Annotated in this window: 15 protein-coding genes; 12 read left to right on the top strand and 3 right to left on the bottom strand. The window is 70.0% G+C overall.

The genetic code is table 11. The features are described from left to right. Positions 1–58: 58 nt before the first annotated feature. From Q8X39_RS08790 to fabI, 3 genes are all read right to left on the bottom strand, one after another. Entirely contained in the window at positions 59–1,531 is a 1,473-nt protein-coding gene (locus Q8X39_RS08790) for a sensor histidine kinase (protein WP_305749265.1), read from the bottom strand. Between the two features lie 6 nt (positions 1,532–1,537). Next, positions 1,538–2,236 (bottom strand): response regulator transcription factor, encoded by a 699-nt coding sequence (locus tag Q8X39_RS08785; RefSeq protein ID WP_305749264.1) that lies wholly within the window; start codon positions 2,234–2,236, stop codon positions 1,538–1,540. Positions 2,237–2,309: 73 nt separating this feature from the next. Then, on the bottom strand, positions 2,310–3,104 hold the full coding sequence (gene fabI / locus Q8X39_RS08780) for an enoyl-ACP reductase FabI (protein ID WP_305749263.1): 795 nt from the start codon (positions 3,102–3,104) through the stop codon (positions 2,310–2,312). A 581-nt stretch (positions 3,105–3,685) separates the two neighbouring features. On the opposite strand from fabI, the gene rimP reads away from it, so the two are divergent. From rimP to Q8X39_RS08720, 12 genes are all read left to right on the top strand, one after another. Then, positions 3,686–4,300, top strand: a complete 615-nt coding sequence (rimP, locus tag Q8X39_RS08775; RefSeq protein ID WP_305749262.1) for a ribosome maturation factor RimP — start codon at positions 3,686–3,688, stop codon at positions 4,298–4,300. Beyond that, entirely contained in the window at positions 4,297–5,775 is a 1,479-nt protein-coding gene (gene nusA / locus Q8X39_RS08770; protein WP_305749261.1) for a transcription termination factor NusA, read from the top strand. Before rimP ends, nusA begins: the two co-directional genes overlap by 4 nt. A gap of 62 nt (positions 5,776–5,837) precedes the next feature. Beyond that, entirely contained in the window at positions 5,838–8,819 is a 2,982-nt protein-coding gene (gene infB / locus Q8X39_RS08765; protein WP_305749260.1) for a translation initiation factor IF-2, read from the top strand. A gap of 70 nt (positions 8,820–8,889) precedes the next feature. After that, on the top strand, positions 8,890–9,270 hold the full coding sequence (rbfA, locus tag Q8X39_RS08760) for a 30S ribosome-binding factor RbfA (RefSeq protein ID WP_305749259.1): 381 nt from the start codon (positions 8,890–8,892) through the stop codon (positions 9,268–9,270). Positions 9,271–9,378: 108 nt separating this feature from the next. Then, entirely contained in the window at positions 9,379–10,338 is a 960-nt protein-coding gene (gene truB / locus Q8X39_RS08755) for a tRNA pseudouridine(55) synthase TruB (RefSeq protein ID WP_305749307.1), read from the top strand. Further along, positions 10,335–12,170 (top strand): translational GTPase TypA, encoded by a 1,836-nt coding sequence (gene typA, locus Q8X39_RS08750; RefSeq protein WP_305749258.1) that lies wholly within the window; start codon positions 10,335–10,337, stop codon positions 12,168–12,170. Before truB ends, typA begins: the two co-directional genes overlap by 4 nt. 22 nt (positions 12,171–12,192) lie before the next feature. Next, the gene (locus Q8X39_RS08745; protein ID WP_305749257.1) at positions 12,193–13,131 is read left to right on the top strand and encodes a DMT family transporter; all 939 of its coding nucleotides are present in this window, start codon (positions 12,193–12,195) and stop codon (positions 13,129–13,131) included. A 28-nt stretch (positions 13,132–13,159) separates the two neighbouring features. After that, positions 13,160–14,236, top strand: a complete 1,077-nt coding sequence (selD, locus tag Q8X39_RS08740) for a selenide, water dikinase SelD (RefSeq protein WP_305749256.1) — start codon at positions 13,160–13,162, stop codon at positions 14,234–14,236. Positions 14,237–14,667: 431 nt separating this feature from the next. After that, the gene (locus Q8X39_RS08735) at positions 14,668–16,431 is read left to right on the top strand and encodes a PAS domain-containing sensor histidine kinase (protein ID WP_305749255.1); all 1,764 of its coding nucleotides are present in this window, start codon (positions 14,668–14,670) and stop codon (positions 16,429–16,431) included. After that, on the top strand, positions 16,428–17,048 hold the full coding sequence (locus tag Q8X39_RS08730) for a response regulator (RefSeq protein WP_305749254.1): 621 nt from the start codon (positions 16,428–16,430) through the stop codon (positions 17,046–17,048). Before Q8X39_RS08735 ends, Q8X39_RS08730 begins: the two co-directional genes overlap by 4 nt. A gap of 145 nt (positions 17,049–17,193) precedes the next feature. Further along, positions 17,194–19,299, top strand: a complete 2,106-nt coding sequence (locus Q8X39_RS08725) for a GGDEF domain-containing protein (RefSeq protein ID WP_305749253.1) — start codon at positions 17,194–17,196, stop codon at positions 19,297–19,299. Beyond that, a complete protein-coding gene (locus Q8X39_RS08720; RefSeq protein ID WP_305749252.1) occupies positions 19,296–20,885 on the top strand; it encodes a hypothetical protein in 1,590 nt (529 codons plus the stop codon). Before Q8X39_RS08725 ends, Q8X39_RS08720 begins: the two co-directional genes overlap by 4 nt. Positions 20,886–21,026: the final 141 nt, after the last annotated feature.

Genomic DNA, 21,026 nt, shown 5'->3' with positions numbered 1-21,026 from the left:
TCTTTAAAAAATTAAAGATCAGTGAAAACCCGATTCATGAATTCCTTCAACGACGGCCTCAAGCGACGCTCGGCAGCGTCACCCGGACCCGCAGGCCGCGTGGCCGGAGCGCCTGCGTCGCGACCCGTCCGTGGTGGCGCTCGACGATCTCCTTGACGATCGCCAGCCCGAGCCCGCAGCCGCTGCCCTCGGTCGTGGCCCGGAAGAAGCGGTCAAACACCTGGGCCTGCAGCGGCTGCGGGATGCCCGGGCCGTTGTCGTCGACCTCGACCGCGACGTTGTCCGGGCCCTGAGCCTGACAGCGCACGCTCACTTCCGCGCCTTCGCCGGCGTAGCGGATCGCGTTGTCGATCACGTTGCTGAGCGCCTCGCGGATGAGCAGCGCGTTGCCCTCCACCCAGAGCGGCTCGGCCGGGCCGCTGTCGTCCACGCCCAGGTCGATGCCGACCTTCAGCGCACGCGGCACCAGTTCAGCGGTCAGCTCATGGGTCAGGCGGCGCAGGTCGAAGCGGCTGCGGGCCTGCGCGGCGGCCGATTCGGGCTCGGCGCGCGCCAGCGTCAGCAGCTGGGTGACGAGGTGGGCGCTGCGGGTGGCGCTCTCGTGGACGCGGCTCAGGCGGGCTTGCAGCGCCGGATCGCTGGCCTCCCGCAGCGCCAGCTCGGTCTGGCTCTTCAGGCCAGCCAGGGGGGTGCGCAGCTGGTGGGCTGCATCGCTGATGAAGCGGCGCTGGTGAACGACGTTGTCGTGCACGGCATTGAGCAGCGTGTTCAGCGCGGCGGCGAGGTCACGCACCTCTTCGGGGGCGGACTCCAGCTCGATGGGCGCGAGGTCGTCCGGACCGCGTCCGCTGACCGCGTCGCGCAAGCGGGCCAGCGGCGCCAGGCCGGTGCGGATGCCGGCCCAGACGAGGCCCCACATCGCCGCCATCAGCAGCGACAGCGGCAGCGCGGTGTCGGCCAGGATGTTGCGTGTCAGCGCCTCGCGGCTGACGCGGCTCTTGGCAACCTGCACCAGCATGCGCTGCGGCTCGCGGGCCTCGCCCCAGTTCAGCGTGATCGCGGCGACCCGCACGGCGGTCTGGCTGGTCTTGCCCGGCGGACCGGTCTCGATCACGGCGTCGTAGAAGACCGGCTGGTCGATCACCACCGGCGCATCCGGCGGCGGCAGCGGCAGCTTCAGGTTGCCGAGGATGAACTGGCCTGGCGGCGTGCTGACCATGTAGTAGACCTGGTCGTCCGGGTCCGACTCGATGATGTCCTTGGCCGCGCGCGGGAAGTCGACGAACAGGCCGCCGCCGATCGGTTTGACCTGGCGGGCCAGCGCCCGCGACGACAGGTAGAGCCCGCGGTCGTTGGCCTGGTTGGCATGCCGCAGCGCGACGTTGTAGCTGACGCCTGCGGCCGCCAGCCACAGCACCAGCTGCGGCAGCACCAGCCAGACCATCAGGTGACGGCGCAGCGAGCTGCGGCCCGGCGACAGCACCGGCAGGCGGTGGAACAGCCGGCTCGCGGACGGGCTGCGGGCGGCCATGCCGCGTCAGTCCTGCGATTCGAGCAGGTAGCCCAGCCCGCGCACGGTGCGGATGCCCACGCCCGAGCCCTCGAGCTTGCGGCGCAGGCGGTGGATGTAGACCTCCAGCGAGCTCGGACCGCCGCTTTCGGAAACGTCGGCCGACCACGCCTGCGCGATCTGTTCCTTGGTGATGACCTTGCGGCGCTGGCTCAGCAGCAGGTCCAGCAGCAGCCATTCGCGCGGCGTCAGCTCCATCGACTGGCCGGCGATGGTCGCGCGGCGCAGGTCGCGGTCGAACACCAGCTGGCCGACGGCCGTCGCGGACGAGCCGGCCTCGACACCGTTGACGCCGCTGTCACCCGGCGCGGCCCGGCGCAGCACGGCACGGATGCGCGCTTCCAGCTCGGGAAAGTCGAAGGGCTTGGTGAGGTAGTCGTCGGCACCGGCATTGAGCCCGGCGACCCGGTGCTCGAGGCCGTCCAGCGCCGTGAGGATCAGCAGCGGCAGTTGCGGCTTCAGCTTGCGCACCCGCTGCACAACGGTCAGGCCGTCAACCAGCGGCAGCCCGAGGTCGATGATGCCGACCTCGAAGGCCTGGCGCGTCAGCAGGTACTCGGCCACCGCGCCGTTGTCGGCCACCTCGACCTGGAAGCCGGACTGGCGCAGGTTGGCCGACAGCGCGTCGGCCAGGATGGCGTCGTCTTCGGCAAGCAGGGCGCGCATGGGGGCGGTCACGGGCGGGAGGGGGAGGCGGCGTGGACGGCGCAGGCCGCCACGCCGTCCGGGCGCAAGGTCCTCAGGCGACGCCCTCGGCGATGCCGCCCATCACCTGGCTGAAGCCGCAGTCGACGTAGGTGATCTCGGCGGTCACGCCCGAGGCCAGGTCCGACATCATGAAGGCGGCGACGTTGCCGACGTCGTCGATCGTCACGTTGCGACGCAGCGGGGCATGGTTCTCCACCACGTCAAGGATCTTGCCGAAGCCCTTGATGCCCGAGGCCGCCAGCGTCTTGATCGGACCGGCCGAGATGCCGTTGACGCGGATGCCCTTGGGGCCGAGGCTGGACGCGGTGTAGCGCACGCTGGCTTCGAGAGACGCCTTGGCCAGTCCCATCGTGTTGTAGGACGGCACGTAGCGCACCGCGCCGAGGTAGCTCAGCGTCAGCAGCGCGGCGTTCGGGCGCAGGCGCGACGCGGCGGCCTTGGCCATCGCAGGGAAGCTGTAGGCCGAGATGTCGTGCGCGATGCGGAAGGACTCGCGGCTCAGGCCGTCGAGGAAATCGCCCGCAATGGCCTCACGCGGCGCGAAGCCGATCGAGTGCACGAAGCCGTCGAAGCCTTCCGGCCAGGCGGTGCCGATGTCGGCGAACATCTGCTCGATCTGCGCGTCGTTGCCGACGTCGCAGTCAAAGATCAGCTTGGAGTCGAATTCGGCGGCGAATTCGGTGATGCGGTCCTTGAAGCGTTCGCCCACATAGCTGAAGGCCAGTTCGGCCCCTTCGCGGTGACAGGCGCGCGCGATGCCGTAGGCGATCGAGCGGTTGGACAACAGGCCGGTGATCAGGAGGCGCTTGCCAGCGAGAAAACCCATGGAGTCTCCGTTCGAATAAAGCCCAGGATTGTGGCACGCAACGGCGGCAAAGTTCACGATTGGTTGCCGCTTCAGGCACTCTCGGCTATCATCGGCGTTTCGCGTGAAGGCTTTGCAAGGCCCACGAAGCAGCGGCAGCCCTGAGTTTGGGTGGCGGCAGTTTCCAGGTGCCAGAAGGGATGGGCGGAGCTTCCGGCCCATTTTTTTTGCGCGTGTGGTTTGCGATCGTGCGGTTTCGGCTTTGCCGGGGCCGTCCGGGGTGCGGACCTGCAGGCGTGCAATGCAGGTGAAGCCTTGATGCGACATCCGGCGCGAGCCGGGCAGGGGATCGGTTGATGCGGCCTTCGCGGCTGCGGCATCCGAGGGCTGTCCGGCTTGTTGCGGCAGACACCGCGGTGGTCTCGACTGGAGGCCAGGGTCTGGCAGCCGGCTGCATGGCGGGAGGGCCTGATCAGGCTTTCCGACGCGGTGCGGCCTGGGCTGCCTTTGGTCGTGTGGTGCTGGCGGCAAGCCGGGTGCGTCGCGAAGGCGATGTGGATGATGTTTGACTGACGTGTGACACGGGGTTTGGGACGACGTTGATGAATTGGCTGCAGGCCGTCGAGAAGACAGTGACCGGGTTGGGCTATGAGCTCGTGGATTGCGAGCGGGGAGCCCGCGGCCTGCTGCAGGTCAGCATCGACCGTGTCCCCGGCACCGTGTATCCGACCGGGCCGAGCGAGTTCGTGCTGGTCGAGGACTGCGAGTTCGTGACGCGTCAGCTGCTCAATGTGCTCGAGGTCGAGAACGTCGACTACGCCCGGCTCGAGGTTGCCTCGCCGGGTCTGGATCGGCCGCTGCGCAAGCCGGTGGACTACGCCCGCTTCGAGGGCCAGGAAGTCGAGATCACGTTGAAGGCGCCCTTCCAGGGTCGCAAGAACTACAAGGGCGTGCTGCGCTTGGTGGCGTCGACGCCGGAGGCTGCGATGGATGCGGCCACGGCGGAGGCTGCGTCCGCGCCGGCGCCGGTCGCCGATGCGACGACGAGTTACGAGCTGATCTTCAAGGTCGGCAAGGAAGACACGGTGCTGGGCTTTGTGCTCGACGAGGTCCGCGAGGCACGCCTGGTGCCTGTCGTGGACTTCAAGGGTCGCAAGCGTCGCACCGAGGCAGCGCCTGAAGGCGCGGCCGAGCAGACCGGAGGTCACGAAGAATGAACCGCGAACTGTTGATGCTGGTGGACGCGATCTCGCGCGAGAAGAACGTCGACCGTGATGTGGTGTTCGGCGCCGTCGAGGCGGCGCTGGCATCTGCCACCAAGAAGCTGTACGAGGGCGAGGTCGACATCCGCGTGTCGATCGACCGCGAAACCGGTGTCTACGAGACCTTCCGGCGCTGGCATGTGGTGCCCGACGAGGCCGGCCTGCAATTGCCCGAGGCCGAGATCCTGCATTTCGAGGCCAAGGAGCAGATCGGCGAGATCGATGTCGACGACTACATCGAGGAGCCGGTCGAGTCCGTGCCGATCGGTCGCATCGGTGCGCAGGCCGCCAAGCAGGTCATCCTGCAGAAGATCCGCGACGCGGAGCGCGAACAGCTGCTCAACGACTTCCTCTCGCGCGGCGAGAAGATCTTCGTCGGCACGGTCAAGCGCCTGGACAAGGGCGACATGATCATCGAGAGCGGTCGCGTCGAAGGCAGGCTGCGTCGCAACGAACTGATCCCGAAGGAAAACCTCCGTACCGGCGACCGCGTGCGCGCCATGATCATCGAGGTCGACCCGACCCTGCGTGGCCCGCAGATCGTGCTGTCGCGCTCGGCGCCGTCGTTCATGGTCGAGCTGTTCCGCCAGGAAGTGCCCGAGATCGAGCAGGGCCTGCTGGAGATCAAGAGCTGCGCGCGTGACTCCGGTTCGCGCGCCAAGATCGCCGTGCTGTCGCGTGACAAGCGCGTCGACCCGATCGGCACCTGCGTCGGCGTGCGCGGCTCGCGTGTCAACGCGGTCACCAACGAGCTGGCTGGCGAGCGTGTCGACATCGTGCTGTGGTCGGAAGACCCGGCCCAGTTCGTCATCGGCGCCCTCGCACCCGCGAACGTGCAGTCCATCGTCGTCGACGAGGAAAAGCACGCGATGGACGTCGTGGTCGACGAGGAAAACCTCGCCATCGCGATCGGCCGCGGCGGCCAGAACGTGCGGCTCGCCTCCGAGCTGACCGGCTGGCGCATCAACATCATGACCGCCGAGGAATCGGCGGCCAAGCAGGCCCAGGAGAGCGATGGCATCCGCGAACTCTTCGTCGACAAGCTCGACGTGGACGAGGAAGTCGCTGACATCCTGATCGCCGAAGGCTTCACCAGCCTCGAAGAGGTCGCTTACGTCCCGATGCAGGAAATGCTCGAGATCGAGGCCTTCGACGAGGAGACGGTGCAGGAGCTGCGCACCCGTGCCAAGGATGCGCTGCTGACCATGGAAATCGTCCGCGAGGAAAAGGTCGAAGAGGTGTCGCAGGATCTGCGCGACCTGGAAGGCCTGAACGCCGACCTGATCGCCCGCCTGTCCGACGGCGGCATCCACACCCGTGACGATCTGGCCGACCTGGCCGTCGACGAACTGACCGACATGATCGGCATCGACGACGCAGCCGCCAAGGCCCTGATCCTCAAGGCGCGCGAACACTGGTTCACCACCTGAACCACGACACCGCTCCGACCCCCACACCGCCGCACACGCACGTTCCCCGAGGAAAGCACCACATGGCAGTGACCACCGTTGCCCAGTTCGCGACCGAGCTCAATCGCCCGGAGTCGACACTGCTCGAGCAACTCCAACACGCTGGCGTGAGCAAGGCCTCGGCGAGCGATCCGCTGACCGAGTCCGACAAGGAAAAGCTGCTGGCTTACCTTCGCAACTCGCACGGCACCAACAGCGCCGACCGCAAGAAGATCACGCTGACCAAGAAGTCGACCAGCGAGATCAAGCAGGCCGACGCGTCCGGCAAGGCCCGCACCATCCAGGTCGAGGTCCGCAAGAAGCGCGTGTTCGTCAAGCGTGACGATGCGGGCGCGACCGGTGGCGACGCCGTCCCCGAAGCCGAGGACCTCGAGGTCGTGCGTGCCGAGGAAGAGGCCGCCCGCCAGGCCGAGCAGCAGCGCGAGCAGGAGGCCCAGGAGGCCGCTGCCCGCGAACGCGAGGCCGAGGAACACGCTCGCCGCGAACGCGAAGCCCGCGAGCAGGCCGAACGCGAAGCCGCCGAACGCGCCGCTGCCGAAGCGGCGGCCCGTGCCGCTGCTGAAGCTGCGGCGCTCGCCGCTGCCGCTGTCGCCGCACAGGCTGCCGTGCCTGCTGCCCAGGCCAAGCCGGCCGATGCCGCGCCTGCCCCGGCCGCTGCACCCGTCGTCGCGTCTCCGGTCGCAGCCGCACCTGTCGCAGCAGCACCGGCTGTCGCTGCCCCGGTGGCTGCCGCTCCGGCTGCGCCCGCAGCACCGGCATCGGGACTGCGCGTCGTCAAGGCCGCCGACATCGCCGCCGGCGAGGCCCAGAAGGCCGCCGAGCTGGACCGCCGCCGCAAGGCCGCCGAGGCCGAGGCCGCTGCGATCCGCGCCATGATGTCCGCGCCCAAGAAGGTGCTGATGGCCAAGAAGCCCGAGGAGCCGAAGCCGGCAGTCCCGGCTCCTGGCACGGCCGCCACGAAGGACGGCATCAAGGGCACCATCCACCGTCCGAAGACCGGCGCTGCGCCGGGCGCTCCGGGCGCGGCCACGACGGCTGCCAAGCCGGGCGAGAAGAAGTCGGTCAAGTCCGAGAAGCTCTCGTCGAGCTGGGCCGACGACAAGAAGCGTGGCGCGCCTGCCGCGCCGGCCAAGGGTCGCGGCCCGGACACCAGCCGTGGCGGCTGGCGTTCGCCGGCCGGTGCCCGTGGCGGTCGTCGCGGTGACCGCAACGACAGCGGCTCGAACTTCCAGCCGCCGGCCGAGGCGCAGATCTACGAGGTCCACGTCCCCGAGACCATCTCGGTGGCCGACCTGGCCCACAAGATGAGCGTGAAGGCCTCCGAGGTCATCAAGAAGCTGATGGTCCTGGGCCAGATGGTCACGATCAACCAGCAGCTGGACCAGGAGACCGCGATGATCGTGGTCGAGGAAATGGGCCACAAGGCCTTCCCGGCCAAGCTGGACGATCCGGATGCCTTCCTCGAAGAAGAGCACGCTGCAGCCTCCGGCGAGGCGATGTCGCGTCCGCCGGTGGTCACCGTCATGGGTCACGTCGACCACGGCAAGACCTCGCTGCTGGACTATGTCCGCACCACCCGCGTCGCCGCAGGCGAGGCTGGCGGCATCACGCAGCACATCGGCGCCTATCACGTCGAGACGCCGCGTGGCGTCATCACCTTCCTGGATACCCCCGGTCACGAGGCCTTCACGGCCATGCGTGCCCGCGGTGCCAAGGCGACCGACATCGTCATCCTGGTCGTGGCCGCCGATGACGGCGTGATGCCGCAGACCAAGGAAGCGATTGCCCACGCCAAGGCCGCCGGCGTGCCGGTGGTGGTGGCGATCAACAAGATCGACAAGCCCGACTCCAACCTCGAGCGCGTGCGCAGCGAGCTGGTGGCCGAAGGTGTCGTGCCCGAGGAGTTCGGCGGCGACTCGCCGTTCTGCCCGGTGTCGGCCAAGACCGGCCAGGGCATGGATGCCCTGCTCGAACAGGTGCTGCTGCAGGCCGAGGTGCTGGAACTCACCGCCCCGGTCGAGGCACTGGCCAAGGGCCTGGTCATCGAGGCCAAGCTCGACAAGGGCCGCGGTCCGGTGGCGACCGTGCTGGTGCAGTCGGGCACGCTCAAGCGTGGCGACGTGGTGCTGGCTGGCAAGAGCTATGGCCGCGTGCGCGCCATGCTCGACGAGGACGGCAAGGACGCGCAGGAAGCCGGTCCGTCGATCCCGGTGGAGATCCAGGGCCTCACCGAGGTTCCGGCAGCCGGCGACGAGTTCATGGTCCTGTCCGACGAGCGCCGTGCCCGCGAGATCGCGACCTTCCGCCAGGGCAAGTACCGCGAGGTCACGCTCAACAAGCGCCAGGCCGCCAACCTCGAGAACATGTTCGACAGCATGGGCGCGGGTGCCGCGCAGATGCTGCCGCTGATCATCAAGGCCGACGTGCAGGGCTCGCAGGAAGCGCTCGGCGCCTCGCTGCTCAAGCTGTCGACCGACGAGGTCAAGGTGCAGATCGTGCACGCGGCGGTCGGTGGCATCAGCGAGTCGGACGTCAACCTGGCGATCGCCTCGAAGGCCGTCATCATCGGCTTCAACGTGCGGGCCGATGCCGGCGCGCGCAAGCTCGCCGAAGGCAATGGCGTCGACCTGCGCTACTACAACATCATCTACGACGCCGTGGACGAGGTGAAGGCAGCGATGGCCGGCATGCTGGCTCCCGAGCAGCGCGAAGAGGCGCTCGGCACCGCCGAGATCCGCCAGGTCTTCGTGGCCTCGAAGATCGGCACGGTCGCTGGTTCGATGGTCACCTCGGGCCTGGTGCGCCGCAACGCGCGCTTCCGCCTGCTGCGCGAGAACATCGTCATCTACACCGGCGAGATCGAGTCGGTGCGGCGCCTCAAGGACGATGTCAAGGAAGTCAAGGAAGGCTTCGAGTGCGGCATCAAGCTCAAGAACTACAACGACTTCGCCGAGGGTGACATCCTCGAGATCTTCGAGATCAAGGAAGTTGCTCGAACGCTCTGAGTTCGCTCGCTGCTTGGCAGTCGTCGGGAGCCCCGCCTTGGCGGGGTTCCTTGCTTGAAGGACCTGAACCATGCGACACAAGAAGGCCGCACCGAACCGGAGCTTCCGGGTCTCGGACCAGATCCAGCGTGATCTGTCCGAACTGGTGCGCACGTTGAAGGACCCGCGCATCGGGCTGCTGACGATCAACTCCGTCGACATCACGCCGGACTACGCGCATGCGCAGGTCTATTTCTCGCTTCTGGTCGGTGATGCGGCCGAGTGCGAGGCGGCTCTGAACGAGGCTGCGGGCTTCCTGCGCAACGGCTTGTTCAAGCGCCTGCAGATCCACACCGTGCCGACGCTGCACTTCCACTTCGACCGCACCACCGAACGGGCGGCGGAGATCAACACGCTGATCCGCCAGGCGAACTCGATGCGCGCACTGGACTCTGACGACAAGCCGATCTGAGCGCACGGACCTGAACCTGCCGAACCGACCTCACCGATGTCCGACCTGCTGACCGCCCCCGACACCGAACGCGCCCCCTCCGGCGCGGGCGCGGGCGTGGGTGCGACCTTGGCCGCGCCGCGCGTGCGCCTGCCGCGTCGCCCGGTGCATGGCGTGCTGCTGCTGGACAAGCCGGTGGGCTGGACCAGCAACGATGCGCTGCAGAAGGTCAAGAACCTGCTGAGGGCCGAGAAGGCCGGCCACACCGGCACGCTCGACCCGCTGGCCACCGGCCTGCTGCCGATCTGTCTGGGCGCGGCGACGAAGTTCTCTCAGGTCAGCCTGGAGTCCGACAAGGCCTACCGCGCGACGCTGCACCTGGGCCAGACGACGGTCGGCGGCGACCGCGAAGGCGCGGTGCTGCTGGAGCGACCGGTTCGATGTGACCGCGTCGCCATCGAGGCCGCCTGCGCCGCGCTGAGCGGCGAGCAGATGCAGCTGCCGCCGATGCACTCGGCGCTGAAGGTCCAGGGCAAAGCGCTGTACGAATACGCCCGCGAGGGCATCGTGCTGGAACGCACGCCGCGCGCGGTGACGATTCATCGCATCGACATCGTGTCGTGGCAGCCTGACATGCCGCACGAGCTGGTGATCGACGTGCGCTGCAGCAAGGGCACCTACATCCGCACGCTGGCCGAGGACCTCGGCGAGCGGCTCGGCTGCGGGGCCCACCTGTCGGCGTTGCGACGCACCGCCAGCGGTCCCCTGCAACTGGCCCGGGCGATCTCGCTGGAGGCCTTCCTGCAACTCGACGAGGCCGGCCGCGAGGCCTGCCTGCTGCCGCCGGACGCGCTGCTGCGCGACTGGCCGGCGCTCACGCTGGCGGCCGATGACGCCGCCCGTTTCCTGGCCGGCATGCGCCGCCGCGGCCAGGGTCCCGATCAGCCGGCGGTGCGTGTCTACGGCCCCGACGGCCGCACGCTGCTGGGCAGCGCACACATCACCGCGGGCGAGCTGATCGCCGACCGCCTTCTCAGTCCTCTTGAAATCCAGGCCATGCGGCCCGTTGCCGCAGCCTCAACGCCATGACCAAGCAAATCCGCAACATCGCCATCATCGCCCACGTTGACCATGGCAAGACCACCATGGTCGACCAGCTCCTGCGCCAGAGCGGCACCTTCGCCGAACACGAGAAGGTCGTCGACACCGTGATGGACAGCAATGCCATCGAACGCGAGCGCGGCATCACCATCCTGGCCAAGAACTGCGCCGTCAGCTGGGAAGGCACGCACATCAACATCGTCGACACGCCCGGACACGCCGACTTCGGCGGTGAGGTCGAGCGCGCGCTGTCGATGGTCGACGGCGTGGTGCTGCTGATCGACGCCCAGGAAGGCCCGATGCCGCAGACGCGCTTCGTGACCAAGAAGGCGCTGGCGCTGGGCCTCAAGCCCATCGTCGTGGTCAACAAGGTCGACAAGCCGGGCGCCAAGCCCGATGCCGTCATCAACGCCGCCTTCGACCTGTTCGACAAGCTCGGCGCCACCGACGAGCAGCTCGACTTCCCGGTCGTCTATGCCTCCGGCATCAACGGCTGGACCTCGCTGGAAGAGGGTGCGCCCGGCGAGCAGTGGGGTCCCGACATGTCGGCCCTGTTCAACACCGTGCTCAAGCACGTGCCGTCCCACCAGGGTGACCCGAGCGCGCCGCTGCAGCTGCAGATCTCCGCGCTGGACTACTCCACCTTCGTCGGCCGCATCGGCGTGGGCCGCGTCAGCGCCGGCACCATCAAGCCGGGCATGAACGTGGCCGTGATGGAAGGTCCCGGCGGCAAGACCGTCAACGGCCGGGTCAACCAGGTGCTGACCTTCCAGGGCCTGGACCGCGTGCAGGTCACCGAAGCCGGCCCGGGCGACATCGTGCTGATCAACGGCATCGACGAGATCGGCATCGGCGTGACCGTGACCGATCCGACCAACCCGAGCCCGCTGCCGATGCTCAAGGTCGACGAGCCGACGCTGACGATGAACTTCTGCGTCAACACCAGCCCGCTGGCCGGTCGCGAAGGCAAGTACGTCACCAGCCGCCAGATCTGGGACCGCCTGCAGAAGGAGCTCCAGAGCAACGTCGCGCTGCGCGTGTCGGAAACCAGCGAGGACGGCATCTTCGAGGTCATGGGCCGGGGTGAACTCCACCTGACCATCCTGATCGAGAACATGCGCCGCGAAGGCTACGAGCTGGCGGTGAGCAAGCCGCGCGTGGTGTTCCACGACATCGACGGCGTGCGCCACGAGCCGATCGAGCTGGTCACGGCCGACGTCGAGGAAGCCCACCAGGGCGGCGTGATGCAGGCCCTGGGCGAGCGCAAGGGCGAGCTGGTCAACATGGAGCCGGACGGCCGTGGCCGCGTGCGTCTGGAGTACCGCATCCCGGCGCGTGGCCTGATCGGTTTCGCCAACGAGTTCATGAACCTGACCCGTGGCTCGGGCCTGATCGCCAACATCTTCGACGGCTACGAGCCGCACAAGGGCGAGATCGCCGGTCGCAAGAATGGCGTTCTGATCAGCATGGACGCGGGCGAGATCTTCACCTACGCGCTGGGCAAGCTCGACGACCGTGGCCGCATGTTCGTCAAGCCGAACGATCCGGTCTACGAGGGCATGATCGTGGGCATCCACAGCCGCGACAACGACCTCGTCGTCAACGCCACGCGCACCAAGCAGCTGACCAACTTCCGCGTCAGCGGCAAGGAAGACGCGATCAAGATCACGCCGCCGATCGAGCTGACGCTGGAGTACGGCGTCGAGTTCATCGAGGACGACGAGCTGGTCGAGATCACGCCCAAGAGCGTGCGCCTGCGCAAGCGTCACTTGTCCGAGCACGAGCGCAAGCGCGCCTCGCGCGAATCGGCCATCGCCTGAGCGGACGGCCCGACGCGCCGGCATGATCGCGCTGACCCATCGACGCGCCGTCGCCACCATGCTGGTGGTGACGCTGCTGTGGAGCATCGCCGGCGTGGTCTCGCGCCACCTCGATGCGGCCCGCTCCTTCGAGGTGACGTTCTGGCGCAGCGCCGCCAACGGCGTCGCGCTGGCGCTGCTGCTGGCGGCCTGGCGCGGACCGTCGGCCCTGTGGCGCAGCGTCCGCGACGGGGGCCGCACGATGGTCTTCTCGGCGCTGTGCTGGTGCGTGCTGTTCACCGCCTTCATGCTGGCGCTGACGATGACCACGGTCGCCAACGTGCTGATCACGATGGCGCTGGCGCCGGTCTTCACCGCGCTGATCTCGCGCTTCGTGATGCACCAGCACCTGCCGCTGCGGACCTGGATCGCGGTGCTGCTGGCCGGCATCGGCATCGCCTGGATGTACGGCTCGCAGGTCGGTGGCGGCAGCCTCGCCGACCTCTACGGCACCCTGGTGGCGCTGACCGTGCCGATCGGTGGCGCGACCATGTGGACGCTGGCCCAGCACAACGCGCGCGCCCATCCCGACGATCGCCGCGACATGACGCCGGCCGTGCTGATGGGCACGACCCTGTCGGCGCTGCTGATGCTGCCGCTGGCCTGGCCGCTGCAGGCCAGCGCCCATGACATCGGCCTGCTGACGATGCTGGGCGTCGTGCAGCTGGCCATTCCCTGCGTGCTGGCCGTCGCGGTCGGTGCGGTGCTCAAGGCGCCGGAGGCCTCGCTCCTGGGCCTGCTGGAGATCCTCTTCGGCGTGGCCTGGACCTGGCTGGGCTCGGACGAGTCGCCCACGCCGGCCGTGATCGGCGGCGGCTCGCTGGTGCTGCTGGCGCTGGCCGGCAACGAGGCGCTGGCGCTGTGGGGCTCACGCGATGAGCCTGCCGAGCCGACGCAGCCTGCCGCGCCGCTGCAGGCCTGATTCCCTTCCTCGCCCTGCGGAGCATGCCATGGCCACCCCGAACGACACCCGTCCCGTCGAACCCCGCCTGACCTCGCTCTCGCACGGCGGCGGCTGCGGCTGCAAGATCGCCCCGGGCGTGCTGTCCGAGATCCTGCGCGGCACCGCCGCGATGCCCTTGCCGCCGGAACTGCTGGTGGGCATCGAGACCTCCGACGATGCGGCCGTCTACCGCCTCAACGACGAGCAGGCGCTGGTCGCGACGACCGACTTCTTCATGCCCATCGTCGACGACCCGCATGACTTCGGTCGCATCGCCGCGACCAACGCGATCAGCGACGTCTACGCCATGGGCGGTCGGCCGATCTTCGCGCTGGCCCTGGTGGGCATGCCGATCAACGTGCTGAGCACGGCGACCATCGGCCGGATCCTCGAGGGCGGCGCGAGCGCCTGCCGCGCGGCCGGCATCCCGATCGCGGGCGGCCACACCATCGATTCCGTCGAGGCCATCTACGGCCTGGTCGCGCTGGGCCTGGTCCATCCGGACCGCATCAAGCGCAATGCCGATGCGCAACCCGGCGACGTGCTGGTGCTGGGCAAGCCGCTGGGCGTGGGCGTGCAGTCGGCCGCGCTGAAGAAGAACCTGCTCGATGCCGCCGGCTATGCCCGCATGCTCGACACCACCACGCGGCTGAACACGCCGGGCCCGGACCTGGCCGCGATCGACGGCGTGCATGCGCTGACCGACGTCACCGGCTTCGGCCTGGCTGGCCATGCGCTGGAACTGGCGCGCGGCTCGCGCTGCCAGGTCCGCATCGACTGGGCAGCCGTGCCGCTGCTGGACGGCGTGCGCGAACTGGCTGGGCAAGGCTGCGTGACCGGCGCGTCCGGCCGGAACTGGGCCGGCTACGGCACCGGGGTGGTGCTGCCGTCCGACTTCGACCCGCTCGACCGCGCGCTGCTGACCGATCCGCAGACCAGCGGTGGCCTGCTGGTGGCCTGCGCGCCCGCCGCGCTGGACGCCGTGCTGGCGACCTTCCGCCGCCACGGCTTCGAGGCCGCCGCCCGCATCGGCGAGGTCCTCTTGGCCGGCACCGACCGCCCGGTCGGCCTGACGATCGGCTGAACCGGCGACCCGTCGGGCGGCCGGGCCCGACGACAGGATGCCGATCTGATACCCGCCGGGGTCTGAATCCCTGGTCCGGCCTGCCGAAAAGACCGGGGAGGGCGCCGCAGGGGCGTCCGTCTGGTCCGAAGGCATCCTGTTGATCTCGATAGACCCAGCCGATGGTTTCCCGGCGGTGGCCGGTCCCGCCCGGCCGTGCGCGCGTCCCGCGCCACAGCCGCTTCCGGCGCCGTGTCTGGCGACCCCTCGGGCGCGTCCATCGGGCACGGCTGAAACGGGTCAGGCTTCCCTGATTGATCCCAGGTACGGGGTGTGAACCAATGCTCACCACCACGTATTCATGTCCTGGATCAAGCACCGGCAGGGACGCCCGCGAGCGGACCGCCACGGCCGACCGGAATCGTTTCCGGCGTGCCGACGCTCCCTTTGCGATGTCCGACTATCCCGACCACGACGAACTGGCCTGCCTGCCCCTGATCGACCGCATCGGTCGCCAGATCGACCACCTCCGCGGCGTCCGCAGCCACACGCGCAGCATCCGCCGCCGGGCCGACGACAGCAGCTCGCCGTTGCTGGAGGAACTGCTGCATGCCTCGCGCGCCACGCTGCATGCCCAGGGCCTGGAGATCACCAGCCTGCGCGCCGCGCTCGCGCGCTGCCAGCAGCGGCGCCAGCATGAGCACGGTGCCGTCACCGAGCCGGTCGACGACCGCGAGGCCGAGGACCTGCTGTTCCTCGCCCATCCGCAGGCGCTGCTGGTGGTCGACGTCGAGACCCGCCGGATCCTCGACGCCAACCCGGCCGCCTGCGAGCAGTACGGCTGGCGCGGCGAGGACTGGCGCGGCCTGGGACTGGCCGACCTGCACACCGGCCCGGAACATGCCCGCATGGATGCCTACCTCGATCGGCTCGGGCGCGGCATGCCGGCCAGCGGCGGCCTGTGGCAGCACCGCCGGGCCGACGGTTCGCCCTTCTACGTCCACCTGCGTTCGCGGCCCCTGCGCCGGCAGGGCCGCGAGGCCCGGCTGATGCTGGTGCGCGACGTCTCCGAATGGCTGGCGACGGTGTCGGCACGCGAGCAGGCCCTGCAGGCGCTCGGCCGCTCGGAGTCCAAGCTCCAGGCCGCGCAGGTGCTGGCACGCATCGGCAGCTTCGAGCACGACGTGCGCAGCGGCGACTTCCAGTGCTCGCCGCAGCTCTTGCGCATGCTGGGCGGCCGTCCGCTGGACGGCCGGCTGACGATGGTCGACATGCTCACCGCGCTCGACCCGCGCGACCGGCCGCAGCTGATCGCGCTGCGCGATGGCGTGCTGGACGGCCGGGCCGGCCAGATCGTGGTGCGCTGTCCCTGCCGGGCCGGCACGCGCCAGGCGCAGTGGCATGCCATCCGGGTCGAGCCCGAGACCGACCGCAACGGCCAGGTCATCCGGGTGCATGGCACGGTCCAGGACGTGACCGAGTCGCAGCTCGCGGCGCAGGAGCTGGCCGACCTGAGCGCGCAGCTGCGCGAGCTGTCGGCCCAGAGCGAGCAGCGGCTGGACCAGCTGCGCAAGCGCATGGCCGCCGACCTGCACGACGGCCTGGGCCAGGTGCTCAGCACGATCAAGTTGCGCGCCCAGATGCTGGGCCAGGCCGGCGCGGCCAGCGAGCCGCAGCGGCTGGCCGAGCGCGTGGAGGCGGTCGGTGCGCTGGTCGACGAGGCCCTGTGCATGGTGCGCGACTTCAGCACGCTGATGCGGCCACCGGCGCTGGCGCTGGGCCTGGTCAGCGCGATCGGCTGGCTGGCCGACGAGTTCCGGCTGCGCGCCGAGCTGCCCTGCGAGGTCGTGGTCGACGACCCGGACGGGCGCTGCGGCGGGCTCGACGAGGACGCCACGCAGGACCTGTTCCGCATCGTCCAGGAATCGCTCGGCAACGTCACCCGCCACGCGGCGGCCCACCAGGTCGGCCTGAGCCTGGCGGCCGATGCGGCCGGCCTGTGCATCGAGGTGGTCGACGACGGCATCGGCTTCGACCCGGCGCAGCGCCGTCGCCATGGCCATTTCGGCCTGTTCGGGATGCAGGAGCGGGCCTTGCGGCTGGGCGCCCGGCTGCAGGTGTCGAGCCAGCCCGGGCGCGGCTGCCGGGTGCGGCTGGAGATGGCGTGGCCGGTGCGGGCCGCCCCGGCCGAGCGCCTGCCGGGAGCGTCGTCATGATCCGCCTCGTGCTGGCCGACGACCACGCGATCCTTCGGGCCGGGCTGGTCGAACTCTTCGCCGGCCAGCCGGACATGGTCGTGACCGGCCAGGCCGGCAGCGCCGACGGCCTGCTTGACCTGCTGCGCCGCGGCCTGCCCGACGTGCTGCTGCTGGACCTCAACATGCCCGGCGAGAGCGGCCCGGTGCTGCTCGACCGGATCCGCCAGGGCTGGCCCGGACTGCCCATCCTGGTGCTGACGATGCACGCCTCGCCGTCGATCGTGCAGCGCGCGCTGGAGCTGGGCGCGCGCGGCTTCCTCAGCAAGGGCTGCGACATCCAGACGCTGATGGGCGCGATCCGCAAGCTCGCGGCCGGCGAGCGGTTCGTCGAGTCGGCGCTGGCCCAGCGCATGGTGCTGGACGGCCCGGGCGACGGCGAGGTCAGGCTGACGCGGCGCGAGCAGGAGGTGCTCGCGCTGATCGTGGCCGGGCTGCGGCTGGGCGACATCGCCGACCGTCTGTTCCTGAGCGCCAAGACGGTCAGCACCCACAAGATGAACCTGATGCGCAAGATGGGCGTGGACAACAACGCCGACCTGATCCGGCATGCGCTGCGCAACGGGATGGAGCTTTAGACGCGTGACATCGGCGTGGTTCGGGCGCCGAGGGCCGAGGCCTGAAGCCCGGGCAGGGAACAAAAAAGGAATGACAGGGATGGATCGAGGATCACGCAGGCCGTCAACGGCCGCATGGGCGCGAGGGCTGCTGGCCTGCCTCGCGATGGCTTGCCTGCCGACCGCGGCGATGCAGGCGGTGTCGGTGCAGCTGAGCTGGACGCACCAGTTCCAGTTCGCCGGCTACTACGTCGCGCTGGCCAGGGGCTACTACCGCGAGGAAGGCTTCGACGTCGAACTGCGGCCGGGCGGCCACGGTGCGGCGGCGCCGGTCGATGCGGTCACGCTCGGCCGCTCCGAGTTCGGCGTCGGCAATGCCGGGCTGGCGGTCCGGCGCATGAAGGGCGCGGACGTGGTGGCGCTGGCCGCGGTGCTGCAGGAAACGCCGCTGGTCTGGATCGCCGCACGCCCGCCGACCGACGAGCGCGCCGGCGCGCCGGCCCTGACACACGAACGGCTGGCCGAGTTGGCGCGTGCCCGGGTGATGTGGCGGGGCAAGGTCGACGACCAGGTCGAGCTGGCCTTGCCGCTGGCGGCGGCGGGGATCGACCTGGCGCGGGTGCCGCAGGCCATGCCACCCGATCCGATCGAGCAGTTCGAGGCCGGCGAGATCGAGCTGATGTCGGGCTACCGCAGCACCGAGGTCCAGGAACTGCGACGACGCGGTGTGCCCCATGCGCTGATCGAGCTGGACCGGCGCCTGCCGGGCTTCTACAGCGAGATCCTGTTCACCTCCGGTGCGCTGGCCGCGCAGGATCCGCAGCGGGTCGAGCGCTTCCGGCGTGCGACGCTCAAGGGCTGGCGCGCCGCCTTCGACGACATCGAGGGCACGGCCCGGCTGATCCATCGCCTGCATGCGCCGCACCTGGGCGTCGAGCAGCTGATGGCCGAAGGCCGCGAGCTGGAAAGCCTCAGCCACCGGGACGACATCGAGCTGGGCCACATGAGCCAGCTGCACTGGCGGCGCGTCGCCGACGAGCAGGTCCGCCTGGGCCTCGCCAGCGAGGCCGACCTGGCGCGGCTCGACGGCCTGCTCTGGCGGGTCGACCGCGAGCCGGTGGCGCTGATGCCCGACCCGATGCGGGTCGCGCTCACCGGCGTCGTCGCCGCGCTCTGGCTGACGGTCTGGGGGCTCTGGCGCATCGCCGCGCGCAGCCGGGCCGAGGCCGACCAGCTGAAGGCGGCCCAGCAGCAGCAGGGCGACGACGACCTGCGCTTCCAGTTCCTGATGGACGTCGCGCCCTTCCCGGTGCTGATGTTCGGCATCCGTGACGGCCATGTCGCCTATGCGAACGAACGGGCCATCGGCGCGCTCGGACTGGCCGGCGACTCGGCCGAACTGCGCATCCACGACAGCCTGCCGTCGCTGCGTCCGGGCGGCGAACTGATGCAGCGCTTGCAGAGCAGCCGCATCCTGCGCGACGTCGAGCTGGAGCGTCCTGGCGTGGGTGCCGAGGCCGCGCACTGGTCGTTGCTGACGATGCGGGCGGTCGAGTACGAGGGCAAGCCCTGCGCCTTCGCCGCAGCCGTCGACATCACGTTGCGCAAGCGCGCGGAGATCGAGCTGTCGCTGCTGTCGGCCCAGCGCGGCCGGATCATCGAGGAGGTCGAGCAGCTGCAGGCCAAGCTGCGCGATGCCAGCGTGCGCGACCCGCTGACCGGCCTGTTCAACCGCCGCTACCTCGATGCGACGCTGCGCCGCGAACTGCACCGGTCCCAGCGGGAGAGCCGTCCGCTCGCGCTGATGGTGGTCGACGCCGACCATTTCAAGCGCATCAACGACCACTACGGACATGCCGGCGGCGACGAGGTGCTGCGCCAGATCGCCCGCGTGCTGCAGGACCGCCACCGCAGCGAGGACGTGGTCTGCCGCTACGGCGGCGAGGAGTTCGTGGTCGTGCTGCCCGGCTCTGACCTGGGCTTCGCGGCCGAACGGGCAGAGCAGCTGCGCCAGCTCATCGCCGCACTGGAGATTCCGACCGACGGTGGCTTCGCGCACATCACCGTGTCGATCGGCGTGGCGGCGACGCTGCCCGGCGACGATGCCGACCGGCTCTTCAAGCGCGCCGATGCGGCCGTCTACCAGGCCAAGCACGAGGGGCGCAACCGCGTCGTCCTCGCGTCGGTGGCGACCGGGCCCAGCCTGCCGGCCCAGGTCACCTTGCCCGGCGAGCCGGACCGCCCGGCGCCCGCCGAGGCCGATCCATCATGAAGGCACGCGATTCAGGTCAGGTCGAAGGCGCAAGCCCTGGCGGCGATCCGGGCCGTGCGGCCCTCCCGATGCAGGCGCTGGCCTGGCTGTTGCTGCCGGTGCTGGCGATCGGTGCCGGACAGCTGCGTGCATCGCCCGGCGACATGCCGCCGGTGGCGCTCGCCGTCGGCCCGGCGGTGGTCGTGGCGATGCAGGCAGCGCATGCCTCGCGCGGGCGCTGCGTCCTGCTGCTGGCCATCGTGCTGGCCGCTTGCGAACTCGTCGCGCAGCGGATCAGCCAGCCCTTCGGTCTGGACCTCGCGCAGCGCTTGCTGGACGGGTTGGGCAGTGGCGCGCTGGTGGCCTGGCAGGCCTGCTTCACGTCGCGGCAGGTGCAGCGCATCCTGGCCGAACTGGCCCGCGACCGGCGGCCGCCCCCGCTGCGGCGGCTCTCGGCCACCGCCCGGCTGGTGGTGATGAGTCTGCTGCCTCTGGCGCTCGTTGCCGGCCTGGCGATCGTCGGGCTGCACCTCGTCATGCAGGCCCTGAGCGATGCGCACGACGCGATGCAGGATCTCGAGCACCTGCGGCTGCTGTTCTACAGCCACGTGCTGGCCAGCACGCTGTCGGTGCTGCTGGCCGTGCCGCTGCTCGGGCGAGTCCCGGCGCCGCGGCCGGGTGGGCGGCTGCTGCTGGGCATCGTCGCGGGCGCGCTGGTCCTGGGCCTCGCGCTGGGCCAGTCGATGGGCGCGATGTATGCCTTGCCGCTCTACACCTTCCTGGGCGGCTGGCTGGGCGGGATGTTCGGTGCGGCGCTGTCGGTCCTGCTGTCGCTCTCCTTGCTGCTGCACGTGGACGGCCTGCTGGTCGGGGCCTCGCCCTTCAACGGCCCGGACGGCTATGTCGTGCTGCTGGCGACAACCTTCCGGCTGATGGTCGTCGGGATGCTCGGCATGGTCTGGAACGAGCCGCGTGCGCGCCACGCCAGGCGGCGGACCGAGCGCGACGCCCGCTCCGGCGCGGCCACCTTCCGCAACGTGATGGCGCTCGAATGGCATCTCGCGCGGGCTGGCTACGGTCGCGGCGCGCGGTCGCGTCGACCGGTGCTGTGGCTGCACATCGACCTGCCCGTGAACCGGCCCGAGGGCAGCCACAGCACGCTGGCGCCCCTGTCGGCGGCGCAGGCGCCCGACGATCCGGCGTCCGGCCCGGAGATCCAGATGATGACGATCGGCCCGATCGGCAGCCTCACCCCGGCCGGTGCCCAGCCGTCCGACAACGTCGATGCGCCGCTTCGGCGGCCGCACGGCGACGGCCTCGACAGCTCGCTGCCATCACCCCGTCTGCCGGCGCTGATGCAGGCGCTGGCGCGCGGCCTGCGTGGCCACGACGCGGTCGTGCCGATCGCCGGCGAGGCGCTGATCGTGCTGGTCGACGACCTGGAGCGTGCGGCCGTGGCCAACGTCGTCCAGCGCCTCGACGTGCTGCTGCTGCGCGAGGGCCGTCGTCACCTCGCCCCGGCCGAGATCCGCCAGGCCGTGCAGGTCCACGCCGGCGCGGCGGCCTTCCTGCTGACCTCGGCGCGCTACCTCAGCATCGACCTGTGATGCCCGGGCACGGCGCGCGAGGCCCGGGACGACAATCGAGGCCTGCTTCTTCCTCGCGCCGCGCCCCGTCCGTCGATGTCCCTGCCTGCCACCCCCCCTGCCACGTCACCTGTCACCTTGCCTGCCGTCGTTCCCGTTGAT

The organism is Leptothrix discophora, assembly GCF_030705305.1.
Lineage (GTDB): Bacteria > Pseudomonadota > Gammaproteobacteria > Burkholderiales > Burkholderiaceae_C > Sphaerotilus > Sphaerotilus discophorus.
The sequence above is the reverse complement of the archived record's forward strand: the minus strand, read 5'-3'. Positions and strand labels throughout refer to the sequence as shown.